Raw genomic sequence first — 16,362 nt, 5'->3', positions numbered from 1 at the left:
GGATAAATGAAGGGGTGGAAATGCCGCAGGCATTTCCACCCCTTCATTTATGATTTCTGCTTTTTAGCGGCCCTGGCGGCTGTCGCGCCAGCGAATGAGGCGCTCGACTGCCTCATAGTTCCAGGGAGTCTGCATACCCATGATGAGATGCGTGACACCTGTCTCTACGAGAGCGTCCAGGTCCTCTTCTTTGAAGTCAGCGCTGACCGCACTTGAGCGCTCGATCTCGTTGGGGTTGCGGTCCACTTCTTTACACCAGTTGTCCAGGACCTCCATTTTATGCTGCAAGGTCGCGGCGTCGCCGAAGCCATGCCAGATATTGGCATATTTGGCGGTGATACGCAGCGTCTTCTTCTCGCCGCCACCGCCGATAAGCAGGGGAATGGGCTGCTGGATCGGCTTGGGCTCATCGACTTCCCAGCGATGCAGAATGGTGGGAACGGCCTCTTCAAGCGCCTGGAGGCGGCTGCCAGCCGTGCCAAAGTCATAGCCAAACTCTTTGTAGTCGCGCTCGAACCAGCCCGCGCCCAGTCCCAGAATGACACGCCCATTGCTGATATGGTCTACCGTTTTGGCCATATTCGCCAGCAGAGCAGGATTACGATAGGTATTGCAGGTCACAAGGCAGCCGATCTTCGCGCGGCTGGTCAGGGTCGCCATGGCGGTGAGCAGCGTCCAGCCCTCAAAGTGGTTGCCCTGTGGGTCGCCATAGAGCGGGAAGAAATGGTCCCAGTTAAAGATACTATCAACACCCATCTCGTCGAAACGGCGTACACCATTTGCATAGTCCTCGTAGCTGGTATGCTGCGGGTGCATCTGCACACCGATACGAATCTGATGGCCATATTTTGTCTGTGCCATGTTTACTTAAGCTCCTCTAATTGTAGTTTAGGTACTAATCTATTGTAGACACACATCCAGCATGACCGCAAGTTTCTTAAACTCTTTCTCGCAGCCGGGGGCTTTCAAAATTCCTTTGGGGCCTTGCCTTGGCTTGTTGCGCGAAGGCTACAACCCCGTTTGTTGACCTTCCACCGCCCATGTGTTACTATGGCTAGAGAGACAATGTATCAGTTAGAATTATGTGCGGGAGTATAAGACGTGACGATAGCGGAGCCAGTTATTACTTTGCAGCACGTTGCTTTATCCTTTGGCAAGCGTGTTATTTTACGAGATGCCAATATGGCTATCCAGCAGGGGGAGTTTGTTGTCGTGCTAGGTCCGAACGGGGCAGGTAAGAGCACCCTGTTCAAGATGCTGCTGGGGCTTATTCAACCCACCGCTGGCGAGATTCGCGTGCTGGGTCGTGCACCTCGTAGCGGCAATAAAGAGATCGGTTATGCTCCTCAACATCGCACGGTCGAGGGCGACCTGGCCCTGCGTGCCCGCGACCTGGTCGGCTTCGGCCTGGACGGGAATCGCTGGGGTTTTGGCCTGCCCAGCCGCAAGCGCGACGCTATCATTGACCAGGCGCTTGAAGAGGTCGATGCCCTGCGCTATGCCAATGCCCCTGTTGGCCAGCTCTCTGGTGGCGAGCAGCAACGCCTCTTGATCGCCCAGGCTCTGTTAACTAATCCTCGTATCCTGCTTCTAGACGAACCCCTGGCCAGCCTTGATATCGCCCGCCAGCAAGATATTGTTACCCTCGTGGGCAACGTCTGCCGCTCACGTGGCGTTACGGTCCTGCTCGTCGCTCACGATGTCAATCCGCTCCTGCCAGTGCTGGACCGCATTGTCTATATCGCGAATGGGCAGAGCTTAATTGGGACGCCTGGCGAGGTGATTACTAGCGAGAACCTGAGCAAGCTCTATAAGGCTCCCGTTGAAGTCGTCCATGCCCTCGACCGCATCTTTGTTGTGGGTGCCGAGGTATAGGTTTCCCTGAAAGGAATAGATCGTTACTATGCAGCAAGCTCAGTCGCCTGCTAACACCCGTCCCGTTCGCTGGGGGGTGATCAGTGCCGCCAACATCGGCGCGAAAGCCGTTTCGCCCGCCATTCAGGCCTCGCGCAATGGCATCCTGGCCGCCGTAGGGAGCCGTGATCCTCGGCACGCGGCGGACCTCTACGCCTTCTCGCCAACGACCCGCATCTATGGCAGCTACCAGGATATTCTCGATGATGAAGAGATCGAGGCGGTCTATATCCCTCTACCCAATAGCCTGCACGCTGAATGGACCATCAAGGCGCTGGAGGCAGGGAAGCATGTACTGTGTGAGAAGCCTCTGGCCGTGACGGAGGAAGAGGCACGCGAGATGGTTGAGGCAGCTCAGGCCAATGATCGTCTGCTCATGGAGGCCTTTATGTATCGCTTCCATCCACAGATTGAGTGGACGCTGGAGCGCGTGCAGGCCGGTGAGATTGGCCAGGTGCGCCTGGTGCGAGCCTCCTTTGCCTTTGATATTCGCGGGCGCGTGGAGAACATTCGTATTCAGCCCGAACTGGCTGGCGGCTCGCTCATGGATGTAGGCTGCTATACCGTCAATCTCTGTCGTGCTGTCTATGGTCAGCCTCCCGTCTCCGTTGCGGCACGCGTCCATGTCGAAAAATTTGGTGGTGTGGATATGGCGATGAACGCCATTCTCGACTTTGGTGAGGGGCGCTACGGCCTGATTGACTCCAGCTTTGAGTTGCCCATGCGCCAGTCGGTGGAGATCATTGGTGATGAGGGGTCGATTACCATTCCCGTGCCCTTTACGCCACGCAACATGGAGGGCATCGTTTTCGCTATGAAGAATGGGCAGATGAACGAGCGCAAATTCCCCATGGTGGATCAATACCAGATTGAGGTCGAGCACTTCGCCGACTGTATTCGCAACGGCCAGGAGCCAGTACGCAGCCTGAGCGAGACTCTGGAGAATATGGCTACCATAGAGGCCATCTATGAGTCAGCCGGTCACGATTGGCCCATCCTATAGCCAATCGTTTTGCTAGCATGCCCCTGAACTAAGCTTGTGAAGTAAAGCGCAAGCTTTTTCTTGTGCATCTAAAGCAAGTTTATAAGCCAGAAATATTAAAATACACTTTAATCAAATCAAATGGCTAAATTCCGCCACTTTATTCGTCTTATAGAGTGGGGAGTTTGTTGTAGTTGGATTTAAGAGCGGCCCTTTCTGGTGCAGGTGCTCCGCTCGCTCTATGCGAAGTATGGGAGGATTTATGGAAGCGATTATTGGACGGTATCGCGCTCAGGTCCAGGAACAGGGAGTTACCCTCAGGCACATATCTGGCATCGCCTTTGATATCAGCGCACAGGAGGCCTTGGGGTTACTGGATTTGCTTAGTGCGTATCGCGAGACGCTTCAACAGATACAGGAACAGCAGGCTCAAGGGCCGACTGACTCTTCGTCTGACCCGGATGCATCATTGTAGTACTCCTTCATCCTGCAAATAACGGGAGAAGCCAGGGCAGGTACCCCTGGCTTTTCTCATGCTTCATTGAAAAAAGGACATGTGGCGGATGCGCGAATAATAGAGTCGTAGCACCGCCGAGAGCGCGTCCCCAAGGCCAGGATGGGCATTGATAACATAGATGTGACGCGCCCCCCAGAAGAGGCTGTGGTGGTTGTCCTGGGGTGTCAGTGGGTCACCGCCTGCCCGTAGTTTGTTAAGTATCTCTACCTGGCGGTCGATATTGCTCTCTGTGTCGATCAAGAGCACCGCGATCTCTGGATTAAAGTCGGCGGCGCGCTGTAGAAACAGGCGTAGTTCGTTCTCTGTAATCTGGTTGGGGCTACCAGATTTAGATTCCACCATTACACGGATGCTATCTACAAAGGCCACAACGTCCAGGTCACCTCCGTCCGCTACCCCTTTCAGTGCGACGCCATGCCGCGCTGGTACCTGGAGCCAATCGCGAAACCATTCAGCGATATACCATTCGAGTGTTGGCCCCAGATTATCAATGTGCTTGTAGGCTGGACTTTTGTGATAGAGCATCCCATCATGCATGATCAGGTGATCCTCCAGCAAGCGCGCCAGGTTTTGTTCGAGCTTCTGCTCTCCCGCGCACATGCGTTTGAGGTCAGCATAGGAGCTACTTTTGTGGAAGAAGATATGGCGCAATAGTTTGCGAAAGGTGTTATCGCCAAACGACTCGTAGAAGCGCCTGGCTCGTTCGTCGGGTTCGAGCTCCTGATTGAGGTAGAGGCGAATGACGCGTGGATCGGTGTATACTGGCTTGTGCCTGATGAGGTGCCATCCCTGGCGGCGCAGCATGATCTCGAACTGGTCCTGGCGCGCCAGCCGTTCACGCGCCATGTCTGCGGCAGAGAAGCGTTCCGCGCCCATATCCTTTGCTCCGATCGTTGCTACTGGCTAGTCGACTGGGACGCTGGCACGCAGTTTTCCCATCCGCGCCAGAATCTCTCTGCCTTCCTCGCGCTGGACGCCGCCAAGTAAGGTTAGTGGCCCTCGCGTGAGCGCCTGGTTGACCTGCTCGGAAGTCAAGCCACGCGCTACCGTCACCTCGTCGGTGCCATCGGCGTTATAGGCCGAGAAGACGACGCGCTTGAGGCCCACGAATGAGATAGCCGCCATGCACATCAGGCACGGCTCTAGCGAGCTATAGAGCGTCAATTCGCGTTTCCCCTCCTCGCTAAGCTGTGAGAGGTAGCGTGCCATGCGGCGCAGGACAACCATCTCCGCGTGGTCGGTCGCATCCCTGGTCTCTTGAAACTGGTTATGCTCCAGGTCCAGGATCTCGTCTCCGCAACTGAGCAGGGCCGCGATACCTACGCTCCCTTTATCCAGGGCGGCGTTCGCATATGCCAGCGTCCTTGCCATCATCTTCTCATCCACTGAGCTGATGCTATTATATCCTAGTTGCATGTAGGTCTCCCTTCTGTGGTTCAGGGTCGTGACATAACATGCATCCCTGCTGACTCTCTCTGGCTGAGGCCTTTAGCCCTGTTTCGGCTCCTCCAGTTTGCGTGAGAGAATGACTCCCGTGTTTAATCCTACTGTATGCAGTCCGCCAAAGAAGCGTGCGTGCTCGATCTTCACACAGCGATCCTGGACAAAGGTCAATCCCGCGGCTCGCGCGATCTCGCCCGCCTCATCATTGCGCACTCCAAGTTGGAGCCATAGTACTTTGGCCCCAATCTCAATCGCCTCACGCGCAATGGGCGGGGTGTCGGCAGGCTTACGGAAGACATCTACAATCTCAATCGTTTCCCCGGCTTCCCTGGCCTCCTTCAACGAGGCATACACGCGCTTGCCAAGTAGGGTCTTCCCCGCATAGCGTGGATTGATGGGGATAATATCGTACCCCTCCGCCTGCATATAGATTGCCACAAAATGGCTTGGGCGGTAGGGATCTGCAGAAACACCCACGATGGCAATATGCTTATACTGCTGCAAAATGCGTAGACGCTCATACATATCGGGTATGGGAACGGGGTTCTCCCTGGATTGCGCCATGCTCATGCTGCTGCCTCTCCTCTCTCTGTTTGCTAGTTTGTATGATCTCGCCTCCTTATTGTAGCCCGCGTAGCGAGTGATCACAAGCTACCCCCATTAACTGCGCAGATATTTAAGCAAAGCCAGAATCGCCAGAATAACCAGGACGAGGAGCAATAGTCCAAAGACAACATAGATAAGCGCGACAATACCCGCGAAAAGGGATATACCCAGTGACATTATTTTTCTCCTTAACATGAAATCGTGTTTTTGCTGCTATAGCGTTTTAGACAAGAATAGAGCGCATGTATAAAATATGGCCATTTGTGTCAGAAAAAGATTTGCTCATGTTGCTGGCATAGTTGTAGGATGTGAAGAACAGCTATAAGACAACGATTGTATTGGCTTCTCTATCTTATTGGAGGTTTCTCTCATGCCTGAGATTGATGGCGATCACGTCTTTGGTTTCGATACCCTCTCCGTGCACGCGGGCCAGCGACCCGATCCGACGACTGGCGCACGCGCGGTTCCCATTTACCAGACGACGTCCTATGTCTTTGACGATACCGACCATGCCGCGCATCTCTTTGCTCTGCAACGTTTCGGCAATATCTATACCCGTATCATGAATCCGACGACCGCTGTGTTTGAGGAGCGTATCGCTTCCCTGGAAGGCGGAACAGGCGCCGTGGCGACCGCCTCGGGTATGGCGGCCCAGATGGCGACAATGATGACGCTCTTGCGTCCCGGCGATGAAATCGTGGCCTCCAGCTACCTTTATGGCGGCACGCATACGCAGTTTGATATCACGCTACGCGCCTGGGGCGTCAACACCATCTTTGTTGATAGTAATGATCCCGAGAACTTCCGCCGGGCTGTTACGCCCAGGACACGTGCCTTTTATGGGGAGACCATCGGCAATCCTCGTGGAGATGTGCTCGACATAGAGGCCGTGGCGGCTATCGCGCACGAGGTCGGTGTTCCCCTGGTCGTGGATAATACCTTTGGGACGCCCTACCTCTGCCGTCCCTTCGAGCATGGCGCGGATATCGTCGTGCATTCGGCCACCAAGTTTATTGGCGGCCATGGCACCTCTATCGCGGGCGTAGTGGTCGAGTCGGGGAAGTTCCCCTGGGACAACGGGAAGTTTGCGCATATCGTCGATCCCTCGCCCGGTTACCACGGCGTGCGCTTCTACGAAACTTTTGGCGATTTTTGCTTTTGTATGAAGCTCCGCGTGGAGACGGTGCGTGATACGGGTGCCGCGCTTAGCCCCTTCAACTCCTTCCTGCTGCTCCAGGGCCTCGAAACGCTCTCTTTGCGCATGGAGCGCCATTGTGCCAATGCCCAGCGCGTGGCCGAGTTCCTGCATGAGCATCCCGCCGTGGACTGGGTGCGCTATCCTGGCCTGAAAGATGATCCCTCGTATGATCTAGCGCAGAAGTACCTGCCGCGTGGCGCGGGTGCTATCTTCACCTTTGGCGTCAAAGGCGGCTACGAGGCGGGCAAAAAGCTGATCAATAGCGTGAAGCTTCTCTCGCACCTGGCGAATGTTGGCGACGCGCGCAGCCTGGTCATTCATCCCGCCAGCACGACTCATCAGCAGCTCTCCGAGGAGAACCAGCTCGCGGGCGGCGTGACCCCAGACCTGATCCGACTCTCCATCGGCATCGAGAACGTCGAGGATATCCTCTGGGACCTCGACCAGGCCCTACGCGGCACTCTTTAGAGGCGGAGCACTTTCACGCCTTCGCTCCCATGCGGCCTCACTTAGTAGCCGCGTACGCCAGGAGCGGGCCCGCTCCTGGCGTACGCGGCTACTTGCATACAGCGACGCGAAGAATTGTGATAAACTTATATAGATAGAGATAATCGGCTACCTCATATTATCCGTGCTCAAGGCACGGCTATCTTTTTTCAGTCAACCTGCCAGCACTGTGCAGGCGACATTCCTCTTGTTGTTCCTTTTCACTAGAGATCGTGGGAGATAAGCTCTGCATGACACAAACTGTAGATCAGACTGCACAAGAAACGAATTTTGTTGGCAAGCGTACACGCAGGCAGGACGCCCCGGAAAAGCTGACGGGCCGGACTCGCTTCGCCGGTGATATATCTGCTCCAGGCTTGCTGCATGCGCGCCTCGTGCTCAGCCCCTATGCCCATGCCACCATCAACAACATTGATGTCAGCGAGGCCCTTAACGTGCCTGGTGTGGTTGCTGTCTATACCAGCGAGACGCTTGAGATGGCCAACCCCGATGCCACTTCGCGCTCACAGGCCCCCCTGGCCCGTGGTGAAGCTTGCTGGGCAGGCCACCCTGTGGCCATTGTCGTGGCCGAGACCGAGGCCGCGGCTGAGGATGGTGTGGCCCTCGTGGATGTTGATTATGATCCCCTACCCGTCGTGCTGGACCCGGTCGAGGCCATGCGCCCCGACTCACCTCTGACACGCTTGCATGCTTCTAAAGAAGGCGGTGAGATCGCTGGTGGCGGTGCGCACGCAGCCGTTGGCTCGGGTGATACCGAAGAAGAGGAGCAGGAAGAGCTCTCCGCCAATGTGAGCGGCAAGACGCATATGAAGCTGGGCGATATCGAGGCTGGCTGGCGCGAGGCCGAGGTCGTGATCGAGCATACGGTGAGCACGCGCCCGGTCCACCAGTCTTATATGGAGTCGCAGTCTATCCTTGTCTCGCCCAGCCCCTCGGGTCATCAACTCGTTGTCTGGCCTAGCGCTCAGGGTATGCTCGGTGTGCGCTCGGACATCTCCGAGGCGCTGAATTTGCCAGAGCGCCAGATTCGTGTTGAGTCGGTGCCTATTGGGGGTGCCTTCGGTGGCAAATTTGGTTTGATCGAGCCCCTGGCGGCCGCGGTGGCCTATAAGGTACGCAAACCCGTGCGCTTATCCTTTACTCGCCAGGAAGATCTGCTGGCAGGCAATCCCGCCCCCCAGGCCGTTATTACCCTCAAGCTTGGCGCGAAGAAAGATGGGACGCTGGTGGCCCTCCAGGGCAAGGCTATCTTCGATTCTGGTGCCTATCCCGGCGCCGCGGCAGGCCTGGGTGGCTATCTGCTGGCAAGCACCTATCGTTGCCCCAATGTCGATCTCCACTGCTACGAGGTCCTGACCAATAAGGTTAGCGTGGGCGCCTATCGCGCTCCCAACGCGCCCCAGGCTACTTTCGCCATGGAGACAACGGTCAACAAGCTCTGTGAGGCGCTGGAGATGGATCTGCTGGCATTCCGCAAGCACAACGCCTTCAAGGAGGGTGATCCCACCATTGATCGCCGCAGCTGGCCGCGCATTGGTCTGTTGGAGTGTATTGATGAGCTGGAGAAGCACCCTCTGTGGGTCAACCGCGCCGAGGAGAAGCACAAGCTTCCCACCGAGCTGAAGGGTTGGAAGGTCGGTATTGGTATCTCAGTCGGTGGCTGGCCGGGCGGTACCGAGCCATCTGCTGCTGCTTGTCGCCTGGAGTCGGACGGGACGCTCTCGGTGGTGCTTGGCACCGTCGATCTGACCGGTTCCGATACCTCGATGGCCTTAATTGCCGCTGAGGGTCTGGGCGTTTCACTGGATCAGGTGAATGTGGTGCATGATAGCACCGATACCATGCCCTATAGTGGTGGCACAGGCGGGAGTAAGACGACCTATTCGATGGGGCCTGCTGTGCTCTCAGCCGTTCGCGATGCACGTCAGCAGATTCTCAACATTGCCAGCAACATGCTGGAGGCCGCCGAGGCGGACCTGGAGATTGTCGAGGGCAAGGTGGCTGTGCGTGGCGTGCCCAACAAGAGCGTCGATCTCAAAGAGGTGGCGAAGATGTCCACACGGCGCTTTGAGCCGGTCTATGGCCGTGGTCGCGCGGGCATTACGACCTCCTCTCCCATGTTTGCCGCCCACCTGGTGAAGCTGGCTGTCGATCCCGATACCGGCGATGTCAAGGTGCTGGACTACGTGGCTGTACAGGATGTCGGTCGCGCGATCAACCCGGCTGAGGTCGAAGGGCAGATCAGTGGTGGCGTTACTCAGGGACTGGGCTGGGCCTTATTCGAAGGCTATGAGTACGACGAGAACGGCCAACTCCTGACTCCCACGCTGATGGACTATGCTCTGCCGCATAGCTTTGATGTGCCACAGATTACCCCGATTCTGGTAGAGATTCCCTCTGCCCTTGGCCCCTTCGGCGCGAAGGGCGTTGGGGAGCCGCCAGTGGTGCCGGTGGCCGCCGCTGTCGCCAATGCCCTGCATGATGCGCTTGGCGTTCGTGTGACGACGATTCCCGCGACCCCCGAACGCATCTTTAACGCCCTGCACGAGGCAAACCAGGCATAACCGACGCATCCAATCCAGTAATCTCTGCGCTTCGCAGGCTCTTCCACATGGAAGGGCCTGCTTTTTTGTGGAGGTGTACCTTGAAAGTAGGTAATGCCATATGCAACTTCTTTCAGGTAGGTGGTGGTGTGGAGTGTGCTGGCAACCTACGGCTGCCAGCACACTCCACACCACCACCCGCCCAGGCGAGCGCCGCAGGCGCAAGGAGACAAGAAGACGATGCCTCAATTTGATGATCCCTTTACGACAAAGAAGCCCAGTGTAACTCAGACGACGACCACTACGACGCACGCCGAAGCAATCCCTCCTCTGGGTGATATTCCTCCAGCACAATTGGCGATTAATGCCGCAGAAGGAAGGCGTGGGGCCGCCTGGCGCTTGATGCTCTGGATTATTGACGACGATCCCCGCGCGATAGAGGCGGTGGCCTCCCTTGAAGATGATCGCCTGGCCCATCACTTACTTGAGTTTATTGCCCTGGGAACCTGGGCCGGGAAGCCATTTGTGGTTCCGCCCAAGCTGCGCTCGCCCTATGCACGCATTCGTTTGAGCAACCTGTTTCAGGCCGGAGGCCCAGTGACGCGAGAGCGCGCCGAACGTGTCCTCTTCGCGGGCTTTCGTGATCGCCACCAGGAAGTTCGCGGCACCGCGATTACCATCCTGGGTAAGATGGGAGACCGCGTGGCGGAGCCGCTCTTGCTCCAGGCGCTTCACGATCCTTCGCGCCAGGTGCGTTTGCAGGCCGCTCGCGCGTTAGGCAAGTTGCGTGATCCCTCCGTGGTGCCAACTTTACTGGAAACGCTTAAAGGTGCCGATGAACAGATGGTAAACCAGGTATTTGCCTCCCTGGCTCAGATCGGCCCTCCCGCCATCCCTGCCGTGGTGCATGAGATGCACAGCGCCTCTCCCTGGATCCGCTGGCATTGTATGCGCGCCTTTGGCGAAATGCAGGACTTCCGCGCCATCCCTTACCTGATCGCGGGCCTGCGTGATCCCGATACCGGCGTCTGCTGGATGGCCGCGAAGAGCCTGGTACTCTATGGCAAAGCCAGCCTCGAGCCAGTCTTGCACCAGTTGGAGAGTAGTGTCCCCAACCAACTGCAAGCCGAGACCTCCTGCTATATTCTCCACCAGCTCTACCGGCGCGATAGCAAGCTCACTCCCTATCTCAAACCTGTGGTCGAGGCATTCAGCGGCGTTGCGAATACGCTTGCCGTTTCTTCCCTGGCCAGCAAGGCACTTGTGCAACTACGCGCCGACCACCTGCTTACTGCATAAAAACGATGTGCTACTGGCGTACGCGCCTACCCGTTCAGGCTACATCGTAGGCGGGGAGGCGTAGGCGCGTACGCCAGTAGCGCACGCACTCTCCCGGAATAAATCCCCCTCTTTTGCTGTTCTGATGATTAAAGCGAATGTACCTCAAGAAATCGCCATTGCAACCTACGTTTCTAACCTGTAATTATCCTTGACAAGTCGTGCGAGCAATTGTAAGCTGTTGTAAGAAATCATAAAACTAACTTGATTGACTTAATCAACAATAAGGAGTGTGAACATGGGCGAGGCATCTCGTGAAATCATGCGCCAGGCAAGGCAGGAAGTGCCGGAGTGGTCGGCCTCTCAGGTACGCCAGAGCCTTGCGGAGCAGCGTGAGAACGGGGAGCAAGCCCCGGACGTGGCCCTGGTAGATGTGCGTGAGAAACATGAATGGAACGAAGGCCATATCCCAGGGGCTATCCACGTACCACGTGGCTTTCTAGAGCTTCAAATTGAAGAAGCAATTCCCGATAAAGACCAGACCGTCGTGCTCTACTGCGCTGGTGGTGTACGCTCATTAATGGCTGGCAAGACGCTTCAGCAGATGGGGTATCGCAATGTCATCTCGATGGCTGGTGGCTTCGGCCAATGGAAGGGCAGCGGCTTCGAATTTGAGATGCCTCGTTTGATGAGCGATGCCCAGGCCCGCCGCTATAGCCGCCACCTGCTGGTGCCCGAGGTGGGTGAGCAGGGTCAGTTCAAACTCCTTGATTCCAAGGTACTGCTCATCGGCGCGGGTGGCCTCGGCTCCCCCTCGGCGTACTATCTCGCCGCGGCCGGCGTCGGCACGCTGGGCATTATTGATGCCGATGTCGTTGATGAGAGCAACCTGCAACGCCAGATTCTGCATAACACGGATCGTGTTGGTCAGTACAAGGCTGAGTCGGCGAAAGAGACGCTCCAGAAGCTCAATCCCGATGTCAACGTGGTGACCTATATCGAGCGCCTCGATGAAGAAAACGTGCGGCGCATTATCGCTGACTATGATGTAATCATCGATGGCACCGATAACTTCCCCACGCGTTATCTCCTCAACGACGCGGCTCTACTGGCGAATAAGCCGGTCATCCATGGCAGCGTCTTCCGTTTTGAGGGGCAGTTGACTGTCTTTAAGCCCTATGATGGCCCATGCTATCGCTGTCTCTATCCCGAGCCTCCACCCCCTGCCCTGGCGCCTAGCTGCGCTGAGGCCGGTGTGCTGGGTGTGCTCCCCGGTATCGTTGGTCTCTTGCAGGCGACCGAGGCTATCAAGCTCCTGCTGGGCATTGGCGATCCTCTAGTTGGGCGCCTTATGACCTACGATGCCCTGGCTGGCGAGTTTAACGAGCTGAAGCTCTTCCGCGATCCACACTGCGCGGCCTGTGGCGAAAACGGGAATCCCGAGAACCTTCCCACTTATGCCGACGTCTGCGCCCTTTAAATAAAAATGGTTATGTGATAGGGCAAGGTCGCAGACCTTGCCCTATCACATAACCATACCAACTATATAACTCATAAGGAGTAATTATAATATGGCAACCGTTCGACTTGCACCAGTTCTTCGCCCTAGCGCTGGCGGCTCCAAACAGGTAAGCGCACAGGGGAGCACCCTGAGCGAGGTACTCAATGACCTCTATCAGCACTATCCCGCGCTTAAAGATCAGATCCAGCCCAGTGGTGAGCTGAGCCGTTTTATCAATATCTATGTCAACGACCAGGACGTTCGTTATCTCCAGGGTCTTGAGACCGTCGTCGGCGCGAGCGATACCGTGATCCTCTTGCCCGCCATGGCCGGGGGCCGGGGGTTGGTAACTAAATAAGGAGCCAGGTGAACGATATGCGCTATAGCAGTCTACTAGAGACAATTGGCAATACTCCCCTGGTGGAATTGAAAAGCTTTAGCCCACGTCCGGGTGTGGAGATCTATGCCAAGCTTGAGGGAGCCAATCCTTCAGGGAGTGTCAAAGATCGCGTCGCCAAACGGATGATCGAGGAGGCTGAGGCCGCTGGCCGCCTCCAGCCAGGGGCTATCCTGCTGGAGCCGACAAGCGGCAATACCGGTATTGCCCTGGCGATGATTGCGCGCCTCAAAGGCTACCAGTTTGTCGCTGTGCTACCCGATAACGTTACCAGGGAGCGTGCTCAATTGCTCGAACTCTATGGCGCAAAGATTATCTTCTCCGATGGAAAACTTGGCAGTAACGGAGCGGTCAAACTCGCCAAAGAACTTGCCAGCCAGGATGAGCGCTACGTCATGCTCTACCAATATGGTAACGAGGGCAATCCCCGCGCCCACTACTATGGCACCGCGGTCGAGATCATTCAGGATCTGCCCGATATCGACGCCTTTGTAGCGGGCCTGGGAACAGGTGGTACCCTCACTGGGACTGCGCGTCGCTTGAAGGAGTATAATCCTGCCATCAAAGTTATTGCCGCCGAACCCATGCAGGGCGAAGGTGTGCAGGGCCTGCGCAGCCTGGCGGATGGCTTTGTGCCTCCCGTGCTTGATCAGAGCGTACTCGATGGCAAGATCCTCGTCTCCAGCATCGATTCGATCCGGCGGACGCGTCAGTTGAAAGATCAGGAGGGGATCTTTGCCGGCCCCTCGTGTGGTGCTTCTCTCCACGCGGCCATACGCGTCGCCGAACAGATGGAGCAGGGCAAGGTCGTGACGCTGCTCGCAGATGGCGGCTGGAAATATCTCAGCGAAGACCTGTGGACGCGCAGCCTGGATTCCATCGAAGAGGAATTGGAGTCGAAGGTTCTATGGTAGCAGAGACACATTCTTCCTCAACCAGCTTTGTCATATGTGTACCCGAGACCATTTACCAGGAAATGGCGACCCATGTCCTCGCTGGCTACCCCAACGAGGCCTGTGGCGCCCTTGGCAGCGTCGACGGGACGGTTGTCAAGAACTACCCAACCCAGAATGTCGCTGAGCATCCCGACGACTTCTCGATCATCAGCGAGCGCGATATTGTCCGCATCTTTAACGATATTGACGCTTATGATGGCGAGATGATCTACTATCACTCGCATCCTATCAGCGAGGCCTATCCCTCTGCTCGCGACCGCGAGTGGGCCAAACGTAGCGGCTATCTCTACATTATTTTTTCGCTGCAATACCAGCCCGAGCCTCCCTATGCACGCGTGTTTCGCATCGATCCACGCGGTGAGGTGACCGAGGGCCACATCGAGCGCCTCCCCAGCGCCTGATAAATTGTAGTATGGGGAATGTGGTGTGAAATGTCAGAGGTATTTCACACCACATTCCCCATGCGAAGTGTCGCAGACGCTGAGAACACCTCTTAAAGAAATTACTACCCACACTGAAATGGCTATTCTGTGGCTACTCCTTCCAGCTATTCGCTAGTATTACTAGATCGGATGAGTTGACCGACGCTGCACTACTGCTGCTTGCCTGGTTGGTGGGAAAGTATGTATTATGCATGCAGCACCAAATTTTCTTATGATAGGGTTACAAAGTACGTATGCAGCATTGGAGCAAGCGTTTATTCGCTACGTCTATGAAATATGCGTGGCAGAGGAAACACGCCCTGCTAGCCCTGCTGATCATTGGCTGGGCCGTCTATTTGCGTGTCTACCTGGTAGCACAGGGCTGGCCGCTGATGGACAGCGATGAAGGCACGATGGGCATCATGGCGCTCCACATCTGGCGTGGACAGGATTTTCCGGTCTTTTTCTATGGCCAGAGTTATATGGGGGCTCTAGAAGCCTACCTGGGCGCGGCCTTCTTCTCCCTCTTTGGCCCCACGCTTTTTGCGCTCCGTCTGGGCCTGATCTTTTTGTTTGCTCTCTTTCTGCTGGGTATGTACCTGCTCGTCAGCACAATTTACACCAGAAATTTGGCTATTTTTGTGCTCCTTCTCTTGAGCCTGGGTTCTGCCTCGGTGCTAACGCGGCAACTGGTGGCTGTAGGCGGGATACCTGAGATGCTGGTCTGTGCGACTGGCCTGCTCTGGGTCTCGCTCTGGTTGGCCCGAACGTATGACCGCTCACGCATGCTGCATGGTTGGCGTCTCCTGATCTATGCTCTCTGGGGCGTCCTGGCGGGCGTCGGCTTTTGGAGCCATGCCCTCATCCTGCCTCTGTTGGGGACCGCGGGGCTGCTGCTGCTTATTTTCTGCCTGCGCGAGCTCATCTGGGGAGGTGCGGTGGCGCTGGTTGTGGGCCTTGGCTTTGGCCTGCTTCCTTATATTTTCTATAACTACCACGCCAATCCCGGTCAGGATACGCTCTCCTATCTGTTTTATGTTCAGAGCGCCAATGGCGTTGATCTCCCGCCTAAAGGCGTGCTCTTCCCTCTGCAAATCAAGGGCACATTCTTGACGAGCTTGCCAGGGGCCACGGGCTCTTTCCCGCTCTGCTCTCTTGCCGATACCCATCTCTTACGTACAGAGAATCTGCATGGTCTCCGCTGCACCCTGACGCAAAGTGGATGGTCGGCCTCGCTCTGTCTCCTGTGGCTGGTTAGCCTGGGGATGGGCATCTGGGCTATCTATCGCCTTGTGCGTGGACGCCTGGCAGGTAGCACGTGGCGGCGTGAGGAGTTGATTCGCCATGCGGGCCATTTCGCGCTCTTGCTTAATGCCCTTTTGACGGCGCTCCCTTTCTTATTGAGTCCCAATTCCGCGCTCTTCGCCGTCGCGGATATGCGCTATCTCTCCGCTCTCTGGATGACAACTCCGGCGTTGCTCTGGCCGCTCTGGTGTGGTCTGGAGCGCGCGGGCTGGCTCTTCTCCCTCCCACCCCCGGTGCTTTCCTCGCTCTCGATACCCACCGCTCGCGTGCAAACGAGGCTGTCCTTTCTTCGTTTCTCTCTGAGTGTGAGCGCATTAGCCCGTTTGAGCCTGCTTCTCTTGCTCGTGGCCGTGCTTTGCCTGGGGACCAGGAGCGTTGTGCAGGGATACCCGCCTGCGCCATCTGTCGAGCAGCGTGCTGACGCTTACTCGATCCAGGATGTCTACCAGTATAAAGGCGTGCCCCAGGTGCAGACCTTCAATCGCCAGGAGGCTGAGTTGATGAAGGACCTTGAGCGTATCCATGTCACGCACATCTACTCGGATTACTGGACCTGCAATCGCTTGATATTTAAGTCTCTGGAGCATATTATCTGTGGCGTGATGCGTGATCGCCTCCTAGTGGGCCAGAATCGCTATCCCCTCTACTATGTCATTGTCTCCTCCGATACCAGGGCCGCCTATGTTTTCCCGGAGAACTCTTCCCAGGCCGAGACCTTTCACCAGCAACTCCGCTTCCGGAAGAAGCCTTTTAAGCTCTATCACTTCGCGAGCTACGTCGTTTATACCCCTCT

At 56.4% G+C, this 16,362-nt stretch carries 16 protein-coding genes; 11 read left to right on the top strand and 5 right to left on the bottom strand.

Translation table 11 applies throughout. The features are described 5' to 3' along the window. Positions 1 to 63 precede the first annotated feature (63 nt). A complete protein-coding gene (locus tag JMJ04_RS00075; protein WP_201368538.1) occupies positions 64 to 861 on the bottom strand; it encodes an LLM class F420-dependent oxidoreductase in 798 nt (265 codons plus the stop codon). 240 nt (positions 862 to 1,101) lie between these two features. On the opposite strand from JMJ04_RS00075, the gene JMJ04_RS00070 reads away from it, so the two are divergent. The 3 genes from JMJ04_RS00070 (at position 1,102) to JMJ04_RS00060 (ending at position 3,371) form a co-directional block, all read left to right on the top strand. Next, positions 1,102 to 1,875, top strand: coding sequence for a metal ABC transporter ATP-binding protein (locus JMJ04_RS00070; protein ID WP_201368537.1), 774 nt, complete (start codon positions 1,102 to 1,104; stop codon positions 1,873 to 1,875). Between the two features lie 28 nt (positions 1,876 to 1,903). Then, on the top strand, positions 1,904 to 2,917 hold the full coding sequence (locus tag JMJ04_RS00065) for a Gfo/Idh/MocA family protein (RefSeq protein WP_201368536.1): 1,014 nt from the start codon (positions 1,904 to 1,906) through the stop codon (positions 2,915 to 2,917). A 241-nt stretch (positions 2,918 to 3,158) separates the two neighbouring features. Next, the gene (locus JMJ04_RS00060; RefSeq protein WP_201368535.1) at positions 3,159 to 3,371 is read left to right on the top strand and encodes a hypothetical protein; all 213 of its coding nucleotides are present in this window, start codon (positions 3,159 to 3,161) and stop codon (positions 3,369 to 3,371) included. A 63-nt stretch (positions 3,372 to 3,434) separates the two neighbouring features. Here JMJ04_RS00060 and JMJ04_RS00055 read toward each other — a convergent pair whose 3' ends face one another. From JMJ04_RS00055 to JMJ04_RS47900, 4 genes are all read right to left on the bottom strand, one after another. Next, entirely contained in the window at positions 3,435 to 4,289 is an 855-nt protein-coding gene (locus JMJ04_RS00055; RefSeq protein WP_201368534.1) for a hypothetical protein, read from the bottom strand. A 27-nt stretch (positions 4,290 to 4,316) separates the two neighbouring features. Continuing rightward, positions 4,317 to 4,829, bottom strand: coding sequence for a nucleoside deaminase (locus JMJ04_RS00050; protein ID WP_201368533.1), 513 nt, complete (start codon positions 4,827 to 4,829; stop codon positions 4,317 to 4,319). Positions 4,830 to 4,901: 72 nt separating this feature from the next. After that, entirely contained in the window at positions 4,902 to 5,426 is a 525-nt protein-coding gene (locus JMJ04_RS00045) for a CoA-binding protein (RefSeq protein ID WP_201368532.1), read from the bottom strand. Positions 5,427 to 5,516: 90 nt separating this feature from the next. Beyond that, positions 5,517 to 5,639 (bottom strand): hypothetical protein, encoded by a 123-nt coding sequence (locus JMJ04_RS47900; protein WP_255552942.1) that lies wholly within the window; start codon positions 5,637 to 5,639, stop codon positions 5,517 to 5,519. A 193-nt stretch (positions 5,640 to 5,832) separates the two neighbouring features. Here JMJ04_RS47900 and JMJ04_RS00040 point away from each other — a divergent pair, with 193 nt between their 5' ends. The 8 genes from JMJ04_RS00040 to JMJ04_RS00005 form a co-directional block, all read left to right on the top strand. Next, positions 5,833 to 7,128, top strand: a complete 1,296-nt coding sequence (locus tag JMJ04_RS00040; RefSeq protein WP_201368531.1) for an O-acetylhomoserine aminocarboxypropyltransferase/cysteine synthase family protein — start codon at positions 5,833 to 5,835, stop codon at positions 7,126 to 7,128. Positions 7,129 to 7,397: 269 nt separating this feature from the next. Beyond that, on the top strand, positions 7,398 to 9,731 hold the full coding sequence (locus JMJ04_RS00035) for a xanthine dehydrogenase family protein molybdopterin-binding subunit (protein ID WP_201368530.1): 2,334 nt from the start codon (positions 7,398 to 7,400) through the stop codon (positions 9,729 to 9,731). 219 nt (positions 9,732 to 9,950) lie between these two features. Next, positions 9,951 to 11,009 (top strand): HEAT repeat domain-containing protein, encoded by a 1,059-nt coding sequence (locus JMJ04_RS00030; RefSeq protein ID WP_201368529.1) that lies wholly within the window; start codon positions 9,951 to 9,953, stop codon positions 11,007 to 11,009. A 277-nt stretch (positions 11,010 to 11,286) separates the two neighbouring features. Further along, positions 11,287 to 12,468, top strand: coding sequence for a molybdopterin-synthase adenylyltransferase MoeB (moeB, locus tag JMJ04_RS00025; RefSeq protein WP_201368528.1), 1,182 nt, complete (start codon positions 11,287 to 11,289; stop codon positions 12,466 to 12,468). A gap of 91 nt (positions 12,469 to 12,559) precedes the next feature. Further along, the gene (locus tag JMJ04_RS00020; protein ID WP_201368527.1) at positions 12,560 to 12,847 is read left to right on the top strand and encodes a MoaD/ThiS family protein; all 288 of its coding nucleotides are present in this window, start codon (positions 12,560 to 12,562) and stop codon (positions 12,845 to 12,847) included. Between the two features lie 17 nt (positions 12,848 to 12,864). Further along, positions 12,865 to 13,800 (top strand): PLP-dependent cysteine synthase family protein, encoded by a 936-nt coding sequence (locus tag JMJ04_RS00015; protein ID WP_201368526.1) that lies wholly within the window; start codon positions 12,865 to 12,867, stop codon positions 13,798 to 13,800. Beyond that, positions 13,794 to 14,243 (top strand): M67 family metallopeptidase, encoded by a 450-nt coding sequence (locus JMJ04_RS00010; RefSeq protein ID WP_201368525.1) that lies wholly within the window; start codon positions 13,794 to 13,796, stop codon positions 14,241 to 14,243. Before JMJ04_RS00015 ends, JMJ04_RS00010 begins: the two co-directional genes overlap by 7 nt. 275 nt (positions 14,244 to 14,518) lie before the next feature. Continuing rightward, on the top strand, positions 14,519 to 16,362 hold a 1,844-nt coding region (locus JMJ04_RS00005), incomplete at its 3' end, for a hypothetical protein (RefSeq protein ID WP_201368524.1).

Source organism: Ktedonobacter robiniae, from assembly GCF_016587375.1.
GTDB classification, from domain to species: domain Bacteria; phylum Chloroflexota; class Ktedonobacteria; order Ktedonobacterales; family Ktedonobacteraceae; genus Ktedonobacter; species Ktedonobacter robiniae.
Note: the sequence above shows the minus strand (reverse complement) of the source record. Positions and strands in the feature narration are given on the sequence as shown.

Excerpts from the sequence above, each read along its gene's own strand:
- JMJ04_RS00075 (WP_201368538.1), bottom strand. The coding sequence starts at position 861 with ATGGCACAGACAAAATATGGCCATCAGATTCGTATCGGTGTGCAGATG.
- JMJ04_RS00065 (WP_201368536.1), top strand. The coding sequence starts at position 1,904 with ATGCAGCAAGCTCAGTCGCCTGCTAACACCCGTCCCGTTCGCTGGGGG.
- JMJ04_RS00060 (WP_201368535.1), top strand. The coding sequence starts at position 3,159 with ATGGAAGCGATTATTGGACGGTATCGCGCTCAGGTCCAGGAACAGGGA.
- JMJ04_RS00055 (WP_201368534.1), bottom strand. The coding sequence starts at position 4,289 with ATGGGCGCGGAACGCTTCTCTGCCGCAGACATGGCGCGTGAACGGCTG.
- JMJ04_RS00050 (WP_201368533.1), bottom strand. The coding sequence starts at position 4,829 with ATGCAACTAGGATATAATAGCATCAGCTCAGTGGATGAGAAGATGATG.
- JMJ04_RS00045 (WP_201368532.1), bottom strand. The coding sequence starts at position 5,426 with ATGAGCATGGCGCAATCCAGGGAGAACCCCGTTCCCATACCCGATATG.
- JMJ04_RS47900 (WP_255552942.1), bottom strand. The coding sequence starts at position 5,639 with ATGTCACTGGGTATATCCCTTTTCGCGGGTATTGTCGCGCTTATCTAT.
- JMJ04_RS00040 (WP_201368531.1), top strand. The coding sequence starts at position 5,833 with ATGCCTGAGATTGATGGCGATCACGTCTTTGGTTTCGATACCCTCTCC.
- JMJ04_RS00035 (WP_201368530.1), top strand. The coding sequence starts at position 7,398 with ATGACACAAACTGTAGATCAGACTGCACAAGAAACGAATTTTGTTGGC.
- JMJ04_RS00030 (WP_201368529.1), top strand. The coding sequence starts at position 9,951 with ATGCCTCAATTTGATGATCCCTTTACGACAAAGAAGCCCAGTGTAACT.
- moeB (WP_201368528.1), top strand. The coding sequence starts at position 11,287 with ATGGGCGAGGCATCTCGTGAAATCATGCGCCAGGCAAGGCAGGAAGTG.
- JMJ04_RS00020 (WP_201368527.1), top strand. The coding sequence starts at position 12,560 with ATGGCAACCGTTCGACTTGCACCAGTTCTTCGCCCTAGCGCTGGCGGC.
- JMJ04_RS00015 (WP_201368526.1), top strand. The coding sequence starts at position 12,865 with ATGCGCTATAGCAGTCTACTAGAGACAATTGGCAATACTCCCCTGGTG.
- JMJ04_RS00010 (WP_201368525.1), top strand. The coding sequence starts at position 13,794 with ATGGTAGCAGAGACACATTCTTCCTCAACCAGCTTTGTCATATGTGTA.